Below are 13,780 nucleotides of genomic sequence, written 5' to 3'. Positions count from 1 at the left end.
ATACAGATATGGGAATTGCTCTTTACATTTTGTAGAGGGCAATTTTTCATGCCCAAAATCGAAAGGAGGAACAAAAGTTGAACGCAAAAGTAATCGCCATTGCCATGCAAAAAGGCGGTGTCGGCAAAACAACAACCTGTGCCAACTTAGGCATAGGGCTTGCACAGGAGGGCAAAAAGATTTTAATCGTAGACAGTGACCCACAAGGCTCATTGTCTATCAGTTTAGGACACGCACAGCCCGACAATATCCCTACTACCCTTGCAACGGTTATGGGCAAGGTAATCACCGACAGCCCATTAGAACACAAGGAAGGCATTATTTCTCACCCCGAGGGTGTGGATTTGCTCCCTGCCAATATTGAGCTATCGGGTATGGAGGCATCCCTCATCAACGCTATGAGCAGAGAAACCATTTTGAAGCAGTATCTTGACACGGTGAAAAAAGACTATCAATATATCCTGCTTGATACACAGCCTTCACTTGGTATGCTGACCGTCAATGCACTGGCAGCGGCAGACAGCGTAATTATCCCTGTGCAGGCTCAGTATCTCCCTGCAAAGGGCTTAGAACAGCTTTTCCAAACCATTAACAAGGTACGCAAGCAGATTAATCCCAAACTGCAAATAGACGGTATCTTGCTGACAATGGTGGATAACCGCACGAACTTTGCAAAGGACATCAGTACCCTGCACTTCGTGATACCTATGGCAGTAAAGTCAAGGTATTCGGCACGGACATTCCCCATTCGGTAAGAGCAGCCGAGATTAGTGCCGAGGGCAAAAGCATTTTCGCACATGACCCCAAAGGCAAGGTTGCAGACGCTTACAGAGAACTCACAAAGGAGGTGTTGAAAATTGAAAAGCTCCGCCAAAAACATAAATCTGACATCGGTAGATGATTTATTCTCCACCGAGGAAAGCCGAGCCGATGCAGGCAGAGAAAAGGTTATGGAAATAGCTTTAGCAGAGCTGTTTCCGTTCAAAGACCATCCATTTAAGGTAAAAGACGATGAAGCAATGGCAGAAACCGCCGAGAGCATAAAGGAATATGGTGTGCTTGTTCCTGCTATCGCCCGACCTCGTGATGAGGGCGGTTATGAGCTTGTTGCAGGACACCGCAGGTACAGAGCAAGCGAACTTGCAGGGCTTGAAACCATGCCCGTCCTTGTCCGTAATCTTGACGATGATGCCGCCACTATCATTATGGTGGACAGCAATCTGCAAAGGGAAAACATCTTGCCGAGTGAGCGAGCCTTTGCATATAAGCTGAAATTAGATGCAATTAAAAGGCAGGGTGAGCGTTCTGATTTAACTTCTCGCCAAGTTGGCGAGAAGTTGTGGAGTGTGGAAGAACTTGCAAAAAATGCTCCCGACAGTCAGCGGCAAATACACCGCTATATCCGTCTTACCGAGCTTATCCCCGAGCTTTTAGACATGGTAGATGATAAGAAAATCGCCTTTAACCCTGCTGTAGAGCTGTCCTACCTAAAGCCCGAGGAACAAACCAACTTGCTTGAAGCTATGGATATGGAACAGGCAACCCCCTCTCTTTCACAGGCACAGCGGCTTAAAAAGTTTAGTGCAGAGGGAAAATGTACCCTTGAAGCCATGTGTGCCATTATGAGCGAGGAAAAGAAAGGGGAACTCGACAAGGTAACTCTTACAAGTGATAAGCTCAGAAAGTATTTTCCCAAGTCCTATACACCGCAGAAAATGGAAGAAACCATACTTAAACTACTGGAGACATGGCACAAGAAACGCACTCAAAGCCAAGAACGATAAGGTAAAAACAGCACCAAAAGGAAGTGAGAAAATGGCTGTGTGCAGAATAGAAAAAACAAAAGACTACACCGTTATGGCAAACCACCATTTACGCAATAAAGCCCTGTCGCTCAAAGCAAAAGGCTTGTTATCCCTTATGCTGTCTCTTCCCGAAGATTGGGACTACACCGTAAAGGGGCTTGCCTATATCTGCAAAGATGGTATAGACAGCATTAACGGAGCGATAAAAGAACTGGAAACCATAGGATATATGCACCGTCAGCGTGTCAGAAATGACCGAGGACAGCTCACAACTACGGAATATGCAATCCGTGAGTATCCGCAAAACATGGGCGGTGACACATTCCCTGCCGAGGTCTTGCCTGCACAGGAAAGCCCTATACTGGGAAATCCAACACAGGCTATGCCTATACAGGAAGAACCCCACCAATTAAATACTTATCTACAAACTATTGATAAATCAAAAAAAGATTTATTTAATACAGAAACATCAAATCCTTATCAATCAAATCCTTATCAATCAAATCCTTACAGTGGCAAGAAAACGGGATATGATGAGATAGGATGTGAAACTTACGAAGAAGTAAAAGAATTGGTCTATGAAAACATTGAATACAGGCATTTTAAGCAGCACGGCGGTATCGGTATGCGTGAGCGTTTAGACGAAATAGCCGACATTATCATCGAAACCCTGTGTTCCACAAAGGACACCATAAACATTGCCGGTGATGATTACCCTGCAAGGCTTGTGAAAGACAAGATGCTGAGAATTACCTCGTCGCACATTGAGTATGTGTTTGACTGCTTAAATAAAAACACCACCTATGTGCGAAATATCAAGCGATATTTGCTTGCAACCCTTTTTAATGCCCCGTCTACCATAGACAACTACTACTCCGCTTTAGTCAATCACGATTTATACAGTCCTAACCGTTAAGGCACTTTGTAAAGAAATTTGCAGAGTGCCTTTTTTCATGCAAGAAAATGAAAGGAGATTTTGAATATGAGAAAACCAATGGCTTATATTACCGCCGCTTGGAGCAACAACGAGTTTGAAGTAACCGAAACAGCGGCTAACTATTGCAGAAAACTCTATGAAGCAGGCTACACACCTGTTTGCCCACCGCTGTATCTTCCCCTGTTCCTGTGCGACAAAGTACCGCAGGAGCATAAGGACGGAATTGATATGGCGAGAGATATGTTACGCCGTGCGAGAGTGCTTGTGGTATGCGGCAGTATCGTAGATGAAAATGTGAAAAACGATATTGCCATCGCCCAAAGGCTGAATATCACCGCCACTACCCTTGAGGGTATTTTAACCGTCAATGGGCAAGGCAGAGAGGAACAATGGCCATAGAAAAAACCGTGAAAGGAGGGATTTTTCATGCAAGAAGAAGTGGAACAAAAAACCGTTGCTCTTGTCATCAGTGCAGGCAAGCTCACAGGCAGAGAGCTGAAAAAGGCAATGCTAAAGCTACTTGCACATTTGAAAGATAAGAAAAATCACCCCAATATCCCACAGGGGAAACAGTCGGTAAAACAGCTTGCAAAGCAAGGTCAAGGCATGACCAGTATTGAAATCACTGACCAAAACATCAAAGATTTTGAGCGAGTGGCAAAAAAGTATGGTGTGGACTTTGCTGTTATGAAAGATAAGCACGAAGTACCGCCGAAATATGTAGTTTTTTTCAAAGGTAAAGATGCCGATGCCATCACCAATGCCTTTAAGGAATATACCGCAGATATGGTGAAAAAGGCGGCTCGACCGTCTGTGCTTGCAGAGCTTAGAAAATTGGCTCAGATTGTGAAAAACACCGTTGTAGACAAGGTGAAGCATAAAAATAAGGAGCAGAGCCTATGAGTAAAAAGATGAAAAAGCTCCTTATCCTTAACATTCCCTACCTTGTGTTGGGGCTGCTGTTTACAAAGCTGCCCGAAGCATGGCTGTACACAAGCGGTGCTGATTTAGGGCAAAAGATACTGAATTTGGGCGAGGGATTATCGAGAGCCTTTGCAGTACCATTTCCGTCCTTTTACCCTGCCGATTTGCTCATTGGGCTTGTCATCGGTGCATTACTAAGGCTGATAATCTATGTCCGCAGTAAAAACGCAAAAAAGTACCGTAAGGGTGTGGAGTATGGCTCTGCCCGGTGGGGCAACGCAAAAGACATTGAGCCGTATGTAGACCCCACATTCCAAAACAATGTACTGCTTACTCAAACTGAACGACTGACCATGAACAACCGCCCCAAAGACCCAAAGACAGCACGAAATAAAAATGTGCTGATTGTGGGCGGCTCGGGCAGTGGTAAAACGAGATTTTGGCTCAAACCAAACCTCATGCAGTGCCACAGTTCCTATGTAGTAACTGACCCAAAAGGCAGTATCGTCATTGAGTGCGGAAAACTGCTGCTCCGTGAGGGCTACAAGGTGAAAATCCTTAACACTATCAATTTCAAGAAATCCATGCACTACAACCCTTTCGCCTATATCAGAAGTGAAAAAGACATTTTAAAGCTCGTTACTACCCTCATTGCCAATACCAAAGGCGAGGGCAAGGCAGGCGATGATTTTTGGGTGAAAGCGGAAACCCTGCTCTATACCGCCCTTATCGCCTATATCTACTATGAAGCCCCTGAAGATGAGCAGAACTTCACAACGCTGATTGAGTTTATCAATGCCAGTGAAGTCCGTGAGGACGATGAGGAATTTAAGAACAATGTAGATTTGATGTTTGACAGGCTGGAGGAAAAAGACCCTCAGCACTTTGCAGTGCGGCAATATAAGAAGTACAAATTAGCCGCAGGCAAAACAGCGAAGTCGATTTTAATTAGCTGTGGTGCAAGGCTTGCTCCCTTTGATATTAAAGAGCTTAGAGAGCTGACCGCCTATGATGAACTGGAGCTTGATATCCTTGGAGATAGGAAAACAGCACTCTTTATCATCATTAGCGATACCGATGCCACATTCAATTTTCTTGTATCCATGTGCTACACACAGCTTTTTAACTTGCTTTGTGACAAAGCCGATGATGTGTATGGCGGTCGCTTACCTGTTCATGTGCGGTGCTTAATTGATGAGTGTGCCAATATCGGGCAGATACCCAACCTTGAAAAGCTCATGGCAACCATTCGCAGCCGTGAAATCTCCGCTTGCCTTGTTTTGCAGGCACAGAGCCAGTTAAAAGCACTCTACAAAGACAACTCCGACACCATAATCGGCAACTGTGACAGCATGATTTTCCTCGGTGGCAAGGAAAAAACCACCCTCAAGGACTTAACTGAAACCCTCGGCAAAGAAACCATTGATATGTTTAATACTTCCGACACCCGAGGTAGCCAACGCAGTTATGGTATCAACTATCAGCGGCTTGGAAAAGAGCTGATGAGCATGGACGAGCTGTCTGTCATGGATGGTGGAAAATGTATTTTACAGCTTAGAGGTGTTCGCCCCTTTTTCAGCGATAAGTACGATATTACTAAGCACCCGAAATACAAGTACCTCTCGGACTTTGATAAGAAAAATGCCTTTGACATTGAGAAATTCTTATCCACCAAACTAAAGCTCAAAGGGAGTGATGTGTACGAGGTTTACGATTTAAGCAAAGAGGAAGAAACAACCGAGCCACCGCCCTCAGACGGGCAATAAACACTACCGTTCAAGGTGGTGTTTTTTATATATACAAGCCACATAGAAAGGAGGTGTTGCCTATGATTGTGGTCTTTTAACGCTGTCAGTGAACAGCGTTTTTTATTGCCAAAACACAAACCAACAAAACCAAAATTAAAGGAGAAAAAAACTATGGAATTTTTTAATCAGGCAGTAACAGCATTGCAGACACTCGTTATCGCTCTTGGAGCAGGACTTGGCATTTGGGGAGTTATCAATCTCCTTGAGGGGTACGGCAACGATAACCCCGGTGCTAAATCACAGGGTATGAAGCAGCTCATGGCAGGCGGTGGCGTAGCACTGATTGGCATGACTCTTGTACCACTTCTCAGCGGATTGTTTTAAGATAACAGCCGATGGATTTTATCCTTGATGCAATCAACGAGTGGATAACCAAACTGCTCGTTGACGGCATTATGGGTAATCTAACGGGCTTGTTCGATAACATCAATTCAGAAGTATCAAGGATTGCCGGAGATGTGGGAAAAACACCGTCACAATGGAATGGCGGTGTTTTCTCCATGATTGAGAACTTATCGGACACCGTTATCATGCCCATAGCCGGAATAATTTTGACCTTTGTGATGTGCTACGAGCTGATACAAATGGTCATTGACAGAAACAATATGCACGACTTCCCACCCTCGGATATTTTCAAGTGGATGATGAAAACCTTTATTGCTGTGGTGCTTGTGACAAACACATTTCCCATTATGATGGGCATTATCATGTGGGCATTATCCGTTTGCATTTTCATTATCGTGTACGGAAGAATGCTTGAAATCTATCTCATGACCTCTCTTGGAGCAATTCCCATTGCTACAATGTCAAGCAAGGAGTGGAACATGGGAAACAACTACCTCAAAGCTCTGCTTGCCCTCGCATTTCAAGGTTTCCTCATTATGGTGTGCGTTGGCATTTATGCGGTGCTTATTCAGTCCATTGCAACAGGTGATGACCCCATAAAAGCGATTTGGACTTGCATGATGTACACGGTACTGCTCTGCTTCTCCCTCTTTAAGACGGGTACATTGGCAAAGAGCATATTCTCAGCCCATTGATAAATGGGCTTGCACACTAAAGACCTTGCACAGCAAGGCAGAAAGGAGGATTTTATGGCTTATGTACCAATCCCCAAAGATTTAAGCAATGTAAAAACAAAGGTTGCTCTAAACCTTACGAAGCGGCAAATTATCTGCTTTTCGGCGGCACTGGCGGTAGGATTACCGCCTTTTTTCATTCTCAAAGACTATATCGGCACAAGCCCGGCGGTGCTTGTAATGATGTTTCTCATGCTGCCGCTGTTCATGTTTGCCATGTATGAAAAGCACGGTCAGCCCCTTGAGGTAATCCTCAAAAACTATGCGGCGGTGCGTTTTCTCAACCCAAAACAAAGACCTTACAGGACGGACAATTTCTATCCGTTATTGGAAAGGCAATATTACTTAGACATGGAGGTAAATCAAATTGTCAAAAATCGAAAAGAAGCCCATAAAGCTCACCCGAGTGGAAAAGCAAAGCATCGCAAGTGCGGTGCAAAGGGCGAACAATAAACCCAAAGGTGTAAAGTCTGCACAGGACAGTATCCCTTACCGTCATATCTTCCCCGATGGTATCTGTCATGTGGGTGATAAGCTCTACACCAAAACCCTGCAATTTGATGACATCAATTATCAGATTGCACAGAACGAGGACAAGACCGCCATCTTTGAAAGTTGGTGCGACTTCCTCAATTACTTTGACAGCACAATCAAATTTCAGCTCACATTCTTAAACACCACAGCGAATACAAAGGACTTTGAAAAAAGCGTGTTCATCGCTCCGCAGGCAGATGATTTCGACAGTATCCGAACAGAGTACAGTGAGATGCTGCACAATCAGCTTGCAAGGGGCAACAACGGACTTGTGAAAACAAAATACCTTACCTTTGGCATTGAAGCCGAGAATATCAAAATCGCCAAGCCCCGTCTTGAACGCATTGAAAATGACCTGTGGAACGCATTTAAGCGATTGGGTGTGCAGCTTACCTCTCTTGACGGTAAACAGCGATTAAAGCTCATGCACAATATTCTTCGTATGAGTGGCAATGCCCCCTTTGCCTTTGAGTGGAACTGGCTTGCTCCCTCGGGGCTTAGTACAAAGGACTTTATCGCCCCGTCCTCTTTTGAGTTTAAGGAGAAAGGCACATTCAGAACAGGCGATAAATACGGTGCGGTATCCTTTTTGCAGATACTCGCCCCCGAGCTGAATGACCGTGTACTGTCCGACTTTTTGGAAATGGAGAGCAACCTCATTGTCACCATGCACATTCAGTCGGTAGACCAAATGAAAGCAATCAAAACTATCAAGCGTAAGATTACCGACCTCGATAAAATGAAGATTGAGGAACAGAAAAAGGCTGTCCGTGCAGGGTATGACATGGACATCATTCCGTCAGACCTTGCTACCTATGGCGGTGAAGCAACGAAGCTCCTTGCCGACCTGCAAAGCCGCAATGAGCGAATGTTTTTAATTACATTTCTTGTGCTAAATACCGCCGACAGCAAAAAGGAATTGGACAATATCCTGCTCCAAGCAAGCGGTATTGCCAACAAGCACAACTGCACCCTCATAAGGCTTGATTATCAGCAGGAGCAGGGCTTTATGGCATCACTGCCCCTCGGCAAAAATCTTGTACCCATACAGCGGAGCTTGACTACCTCAAGCACCGCTATTTTTGTGCCTTTTACCACACAGGAGCTTTTCCAATCAGGCGGCGAAGCCTTGTATTATGGCTTAAATGCCCTGTCAAGCAACCTCATCATGGTAGACCGCAAGCAGCTCAAAAACCCCAACGGGCTTATCCTCGGTACACCCGGCAGTGGTAAATCCTTTGCCGCAAAGCGAGAAATCACCAATGTATTTCTGATTACCACCGATGACATCATCGTGTGCGACCCTGAGGGCGAATATTTTTCCCTTGTGCAAAGGCTCAAAGGACAGGTTATCAAGATATCTCCCACAAGCAGCCAGTATATCAATCCTATGGACATCAACCTCAACTACTCTGAGGACGATAGCCCTCTTGCACTAAAGAGCGATTTTATCCTCTCCTTGTGTGAGCTGATTGTCGGCGGTAAAGAGGGATTGACCCCTGTGGAAAAATCCATTATTGACCGCTGTGTTACTCTCGTTTATGCAGAATACCTTGCCGACCCCGCCCCTGCCAAAATGCCGATTTTGGGTGACCTTTACGATGCTTTAGGCAGACAGGAGGAAAAAGAAGCAAAGCATATCCGTTCTGCTCTTGAAATCTATGTCACAGGTAGTCTTAGCGTGTTCAACCACAGGACAAATGTGGATATTACAAACCGTACTGTCTGCTACGATATTAAGGAATTGGGTAAACAGCTTAAAAAGCTCGGTATGCTCATCGTGCAAGACCAAGTGTGGAACAGAGTAACCATAAACCGTGCGGAGAAACGCTCCACTCGCTACTATATGGACGAGTTTCATTTGCTGCTCAAAGAGGAACAAACCGCCGCCTACTCGGTGGAGATTTGGAAACGCTTTCGTAAATGGGGCGGTATTCCCACAGCGATTACGCAGAACATCAAAGACCTGTTATCCTCTCGAGAAGTGGAGAACATCTTTGAAAACTCAGACTTTGTGTATATGCTCAACCAAGCGGCAGGCGATAGACAGATACTTGCCAAGCAGCTTAATATCTCCCCTCATCAGCTCTCTTATGTGACAGGCAGCGGTGTTGGCGAGGGCTTGTTGTTCTATGGTAATGTCATTTTGCCTTTCGTGGATAAATTCCCGAGAAACACTGAGCTTTACAGCATTATGACTACAAAGTTGGACGAAACCAAACAGGAGTAAATCCATAGATATTGCTATATTTTGGCGAAAGGAGGTGGTATAATGATATAAATGGAGGGTGTTGCAATGAATATAGAAGGAACGATTGAACTTATTTCTAATTCAGCAGAAGGCTTTTGGACAAGTGGTAATATTATTGCAATTGTTGTTGCCCTAATTTCTATTTTAGGGTCAATATTTGTTGCGTGGAGAAGCGAGAAAAATTCTCGAGAAATAAGCAAAAGCAACAATGAAATTCAAAAGAAAATAAATGATGAAAACATTGCTTTGCAAGAAAAATGGAATAGTGAAACACTACAATTTCAAGAGAAGATAAATAAAGCCAATATTGATGCTAATTTGATTGCAAGTGCAAGAATTGAATGGATACAAAAAGTGCGAAATCTTTCAGCCGAGTTATTATCGTTATATTTCTCAATGCTTAATTCAAAAGATACTGAGAAAATCCAAACAGCTTTTAACCATTCAATAGAAAAGACGGAATTACTGGTTTTGTATTTTGGGCATGAAGATGATAAAGCAAAAAACGAGGATTTAGATATTCTTCTTAATAAAGAAAGCAATATCGGTAAAAACGAATTGATTGTGCGTTTTGCAATATCATTATCTCAAAAATTCAATAAATACAATGTTTTTATCCAAGATGGAGGATTAAGCGAACTTCAAAAATCTATCAATAAAGCTCAGCAAGAGATGTACCATAATGTTGAAATGGTTAAAGTCGGAGAATATTACCACGAGGAAGCTGAGGAAATGATGGATATGGAAGAGCCGTACTATCAAACAGGAGATATTCTTAATGTGAAGCGATTAGAAGAAAAAAAGAAAGATAGGGTAAATGAAATAACTAATCTGCAAAATGATTTGATATTCTTAAGGAATATTATCAGAACTTATTTGAAAATCGAATGGAACAAAGCAAAATCAGCTAAATAACAAATTTAACCCATCCTTGGCGGTGGGTTTTCTTATGCCCAAAATCAAGAAAGGAGGTTCTATGAAAAAACAATCAAGACTTCAATTTACAGAAGAAGAACGAGCCGACCCGACCTTAGAAAAGCCCATAGCAAAATCAGAAAAAGCGGCTAATAAACTGGAAAAGGCACAGACCAATATACCGAAGAAAACAGTAAAAACCAAAGAACGCACCTTTGATGCCGACACTGGCAAAACAAAGGTGCGTTTGCATTTCGAGGAAGTGGATAAGCCAAAGCCACCCTCTAAACTTTCTCATGGCATTAAAAAAGCTCCCGAGAGGGCTATCCTGTCTGCTGTGCATAAGAAAATCAGCGAAGATGAGCAGGACAATGTGGGGCTTGAAGCCGCACACGGCACCGAAAAGGCAGGTGAATTTGCTATACACCGTGTTCAAAGTGCCTATCACTCCCACAAGCTGAAGCCCTACCGCACACTGGCAAAGGCAGAGAAAAAGAGCATACAATCCGATGTGAATGTCCTTTACAAGAAAAGTATTCTGGATAACCCACAGGCGGCAAGTAACCCTATTTCTCGCTTTCAACAAAAAAGAGCTATTAAAAAAGAGTACATTGCCAAACGATACAGGAAAGGTACAAAGGCGGCACAGACCACCGCCAAGACCACAAAATTGGCGGTCAAAAAAGGGGCAGACACGGCACCAAAGGCAGTATCGGCAGTTGCTAAAAACCCAAAAGTATTGCTCATTCTACTTGCCCTATTTTTGATGATTGCCTTAATTGCCGGGGCGGTTTCCTCCTGCTCGGTCATGTTTCAAGGGGCAATAACCAATGTGGTATCAACCTCTTACACTTCCGAAAACGAGGAACTTATTGCTGCCAACAACAACTACACAGCACTTGAAACAGCGTTGCAGGCACAGATTAACAACACCGAAAGGGATTATCCCGATTATGATGAGTACCGCTATGACTTAGACACCATAGCACACGACCCTCATCAGCTTACATCTTACCTTACCGCCTTACTGCAATATTTCAATGCAAGCGAGGTGCAGGGCGAATTACAGAGGGTGTTTGAAAAGCAATACAAGCTCACGCTGACCGAAACCGTAGAGGTACGCTATCGCACCGAAACGAGGACGGACACATGGACAGATGCGGACGGTAACACCCACACTGACACCTATGAGGTGGAAGTACCTTATGACTATTACATTTTAAATGTGAAGCTCACAAACAAGTCCATAAACACCGTTGCAAACAGCCTGCTTACTGCAAAACAGCTTGAAATGTACAATGTTTATCTGCAAACAAAGGGAAATAAACCGCTACTCTTCGGCGGCGGCTCTATTGACGGTAGCCCCTCCACTGATTTAAGCGGTGTTGATTTTGTCAATGGCGAAAGACAGGGCAATCAAAATAGCGTAGACATTGCAAAATCACAGGTAGGCAACGTGGGCGGTCAGCCCTATTGGTCATGGTACGGCTTTAACAGCCGTGTGGAATGGTGTGCCTGCTTTGTGTCATGGGTGCTTAATCAAGCAGGATATTCCGAGCCTAAGTTTGCCGCCTGCCAAAGTCAAGGTATCCCTTACTTCTCGTCCAAAGGGCGATGGGCAAACAGAGGATACAAAGACATTGCCCCCGGCGATGTTATCTTTTTCGATTGGGAGAGCGATGGCAGCTCCGACCATGTGGGTATTGTTATCGGCACAGACGGAAACCGTGTTTACACCGTTGAGGGCAATAGCGGCGATGCCTGCAAAATCAGAGATTATGACCTTAACAGCAGTGTGATTATGGGCTACGGGCTTATGAATTAAGGAGGAAACTATTTGAACGCAAAACTAAAAAAGGTACTTTCCGATATGAAGAAAATCGAGGATAAAATCGAGCTTTTGCAAGGGAAATGGGAAGAACTGAACAAGCAAAAAACCGAGTTTGAAAACCTTGAAATTATCGGACTTATCCGAGGTGCAAAAATCAGCACAGAAAATTTAACCGATGTTGTCACGGCATACCGCAGTAAAAGCGGTGTGCCTTTTTCATCTGAAAAACAGGAGGAAAATAAAGAATGAAGAAAACTAAAATCCGTATTATTGCCGTTATGCTCATGACGGTGCTTTGCATGACCGCCTTTTCCACCACTGCCTTTGCAAGCGGTGGTGAGCATACTACCGAGCCTACACCCGAAGTGACCGAAACACCCACCCCCTCTGTTCCTCTTACCCCCGAGGGCAATTTAACCCTTGTGGACGATGTGGAGCGAACAGACGAGATTGATAAGCAGTTTATTACCGCTGTATCCAAAAACGTCAACTATTTTTATCTCGTCATCGACCGTGCAGGCAACGAGGACAATGTTTACCTTTTGAACATGGTAGATGAAGCCGATTTGCTTGCCCTCATGGAAGATGCTCCAACCGAGCCTAAAGTTTGCCCTTGCAAGGAAAAATGCGAAACGGGTGCAGTAAATGCAGATTGTACCCTGTGTAGCAATAGCAGAGCCGATTGCACAGGCAAAGCCCCCGAGTTGACCGAGCCTGCCGAGCCACAGCCCGAAAAAGGCAACCCGATGGGGATTGTGGCACTTCTTATTGTGTTCGGCTTAATCGGCGGCGGTGCTTTCTACTATTTCAAGGTGGTAAAAAACAAGGCAAAGCCGCAGAGCAACCCCAATATGAACGAATATGATTACAGCGATGATGATGACGAGGACGAATATGCGCCGACCTCTGAGGAACAGGAGGACACTCCCGAAGAAAGTGAGGACGATACCCAGTGAAATATTTTACCGACAGTGCCTATGAAAGAATGATGATGCAAAAGCCACAGTGTTCGCTGCCACCTGTTACAGACAGACCGCCGAAAAAGGAGCAGAAAATCCGTAAGCTCATCATTGTACATGAAAAAACCGAAACCCCAAAACCGCATAAGGAGGGATAACGATATGCAATTAGTCATAGCAGAAAAACCAAGCGTTGCACAGAGCATTGCAAAGATTTTAGGAGCGACAAGCCGCAAGGACGGCTATACCGAGGGCAACAATTACATTGTTTCGTGGTGTGTAGGGCATTTGGTGGAGCTTGCCCCTGCCGACAGCTACGATGAAAAATATGCCAAGTGGAGGTATGGGGATTTACCCATACTTCCTGCCCTTTGGCAATATCAAGTTTCGAGCAGTACCAAAAAGCAGTTTGATGTGCTGAAAAAGCTGTTAAACGACAGCCGAGTGGACACCGTGATATGTGCCACCGATGCAGGGCGTGAGGGCGAGCTTATCTTCCGTCTTGTCTATGAAAAAGCAAAGTGTAAAAAGCCTATCAAAAGGCTTTGGATTTCCTCTCTTGAGGATACCGCCATTCAAAAGGGTTTTGAAAATCTAAAGGACGGTAAAGAATACGATAACCTTTACGAAGCTGCCCTGTGCAGGGCAAAAGCCGATTGGATTGTGGGTATCAATGCCACCCGTCTTTTCTCCGTCCTATACAATCAGACCCTAAACATCGGGCGAGTAATGTCACC

At 44.4% G+C, this 13,780-nt stretch carries 13 protein-coding genes and 2 pseudogenes; all 15 read left to right on the top strand.

Annotated elements, in window-relative coordinates; genetic code table 11:
• Window positions 1-77 precede the first annotated feature (77 nt).
• Window positions 78-901 (top strand): annotated as a pseudogene (locus RT261_RS03795) (ParA family protein).
• Window positions 858-1,784: a ParB/RepB/Spo0J family partition protein gene (locus RT261_RS03790; protein ID WP_313129556.1), complete on the top strand. Its 927-nt coding sequence runs from the start codon at window positions 858-860 to the stop codon at window positions 1,782-1,784. The pseudogene RT261_RS03795 and the gene RT261_RS03790 overlap by 44 nt, the downstream one beginning before the upstream one ends.
• 31 nt (window positions 1,785-1,815) lie before the next feature.
• Window positions 1,816-2,721, top strand: coding sequence for a DUF6017 domain-containing protein (locus RT261_RS03785; protein ID WP_331665385.1), 906 nt, complete (start codon window positions 1,816-1,818; stop codon window positions 2,719-2,721).
• A gap of 66 nt (window positions 2,722-2,787) precedes the next feature.
• Window positions 2,788-3,141, top strand: coding sequence for a DUF7768 domain-containing protein (locus tag RT261_RS03780; protein ID WP_313129551.1), 354 nt, complete (start codon window positions 2,788-2,790; stop codon window positions 3,139-3,141).
• Window positions 3,142-3,168: 27 nt separating this feature from the next.
• On the top strand, window positions 3,169-3,645 hold the full coding sequence (locus RT261_RS03775; RefSeq protein ID WP_313129549.1) for a PcfB family protein: 477 nt from the start codon (window positions 3,169-3,171) through the stop codon (window positions 3,643-3,645).
• Complete coding sequence (locus RT261_RS03770; protein WP_313129547.1) at window positions 3,642-5,432, top strand: VirD4-like conjugal transfer protein, CD1115 family; 1,791 nt, start codon at window positions 3,642-3,644, stop codon at window positions 5,430-5,432. Before RT261_RS03775 ends, RT261_RS03770 begins: the two co-directional genes overlap by 4 nt.
• Before the next feature lie 153 nt (window positions 5,433-5,585).
• Window positions 5,586-5,798 (top strand): Maff2 family mobile element protein, encoded by a 213-nt coding sequence (locus RT261_RS03765; RefSeq protein ID WP_195964608.1) that lies wholly within the window; start codon window positions 5,586-5,588, stop codon window positions 5,796-5,798.
• Window positions 5,799-5,809: 11 nt separating this feature from the next.
• A complete protein-coding gene (locus tag RT261_RS03760) occupies window positions 5,810-6,514 on the top strand; it encodes a VirB6/TrbL-like conjugal transfer protein, CD1112 family (protein ID WP_313129544.1) in 705 nt (234 codons plus the stop codon).
• A gap of 54 nt (window positions 6,515-6,568) precedes the next feature.
• Window positions 6,569-7,006, top strand: coding sequence for a PrgI family protein (locus tag RT261_RS03755; protein ID WP_313129541.1), 438 nt, complete (start codon window positions 6,569-6,571; stop codon window positions 7,004-7,006).
• Complete coding sequence (locus tag RT261_RS03750) at window positions 6,930-9,317, top strand: VirB4-like conjugal transfer ATPase, CD1110 family (protein ID WP_442871761.1); 2,388 nt, start codon at window positions 6,930-6,932, stop codon at window positions 9,315-9,317. Before RT261_RS03755 ends, RT261_RS03750 begins: the two co-directional genes overlap by 77 nt.
• A gap of 66 nt (window positions 9,318-9,383) precedes the next feature.
• Window positions 9,384-10,253: a hypothetical protein gene (locus RT261_RS03745; RefSeq protein ID WP_313129534.1), complete on the top strand. Its 870-nt coding sequence runs from the start codon at window positions 9,384-9,386 to the stop codon at window positions 10,251-10,253.
• Between the two features lie 61 nt (window positions 10,254-10,314).
• Window positions 10,315-12,078, top strand: coding sequence for a C40 family peptidase (locus RT261_RS03740; RefSeq protein ID WP_313129532.1), 1,764 nt, complete (start codon window positions 10,315-10,317; stop codon window positions 12,076-12,078).
• Between the two features lie 12 nt (window positions 12,079-12,090).
• A complete protein-coding gene (locus tag RT261_RS03735; protein WP_313129529.1) occupies window positions 12,091-12,333 on the top strand; it encodes a DUF4315 family protein in 243 nt (80 codons plus the stop codon).
• On the top strand, window positions 12,330-13,040 hold the full coding sequence (locus tag RT261_RS03730; RefSeq protein WP_313129526.1) for a DUF4366 domain-containing protein: 711 nt from the start codon (window positions 12,330-12,332) through the stop codon (window positions 13,038-13,040). Before RT261_RS03735 ends, RT261_RS03730 begins: the two co-directional genes overlap by 4 nt.
• Window positions 13,041-13,205: 165 nt before the next feature.
• Window positions 13,206-13,780: pseudogene (locus RT261_RS03725) on the top strand (toprim domain-containing protein); the annotation flags it as partial.

It is taken from the genome of Anaerocolumna sp., assembly GCF_032079385.1.
In the GTDB taxonomy this organism is placed as follows: Bacteria; Bacillota; Clostridia; order Lachnospirales; family Lachnospiraceae; genus Anaerocolumna.
Note: the sequence above shows the minus strand (reverse complement) of the source record. Positions and strands in the feature narration are given on the sequence as shown.

Bases quoted from the DNA above. Each gene is read 5' to 3' on its own strand.
- RT261_RS03785 (WP_331665385.1), top strand. From the start codon at position 1,816: ATGGCTGTGTGCAGAATAGAAAAAACAAAAGACTACACCGTTATGGCA.
- RT261_RS03775 (WP_313129549.1), top strand. From the start codon at position 3,169: ATGCAAGAAGAAGTGGAACAAAAAACCGTTGCTCTTGTCATCAGTGCA.
- RT261_RS03745 (WP_313129534.1), top strand. From the start codon at position 9,384: ATGAATATAGAAGGAACGATTGAACTTATTTCTAATTCAGCAGAAGGC.
- RT261_RS03730 (WP_313129526.1), top strand. From the start codon at position 12,330: ATGAAGAAAACTAAAATCCGTATTATTGCCGTTATGCTCATGACGGTG.
- RT261_RS03740 (WP_313129532.1), top strand. From the start codon at position 10,315: ATGAAAAAACAATCAAGACTTCAATTTACAGAAGAAGAACGAGCCGAC.
- RT261_RS03760 (WP_313129544.1), top strand. From the start codon at position 5,810: ATGGATTTTATCCTTGATGCAATCAACGAGTGGATAACCAAACTGCTC.
- RT261_RS03765 (WP_195964608.1), top strand. From the start codon at position 5,586: ATGGAATTTTTTAATCAGGCAGTAACAGCATTGCAGACACTCGTTATC.
- RT261_RS03755 (WP_313129541.1), top strand. From the start codon at position 6,569: ATGGCTTATGTACCAATCCCCAAAGATTTAAGCAATGTAAAAACAAAG.
- RT261_RS03770 (WP_313129547.1), top strand. From the start codon at position 3,642: ATGAGTAAAAAGATGAAAAAGCTCCTTATCCTTAACATTCCCTACCTT.
- RT261_RS03780 (WP_313129551.1), top strand. From the start codon at position 2,788: ATGAGAAAACCAATGGCTTATATTACCGCCGCTTGGAGCAACAACGAG.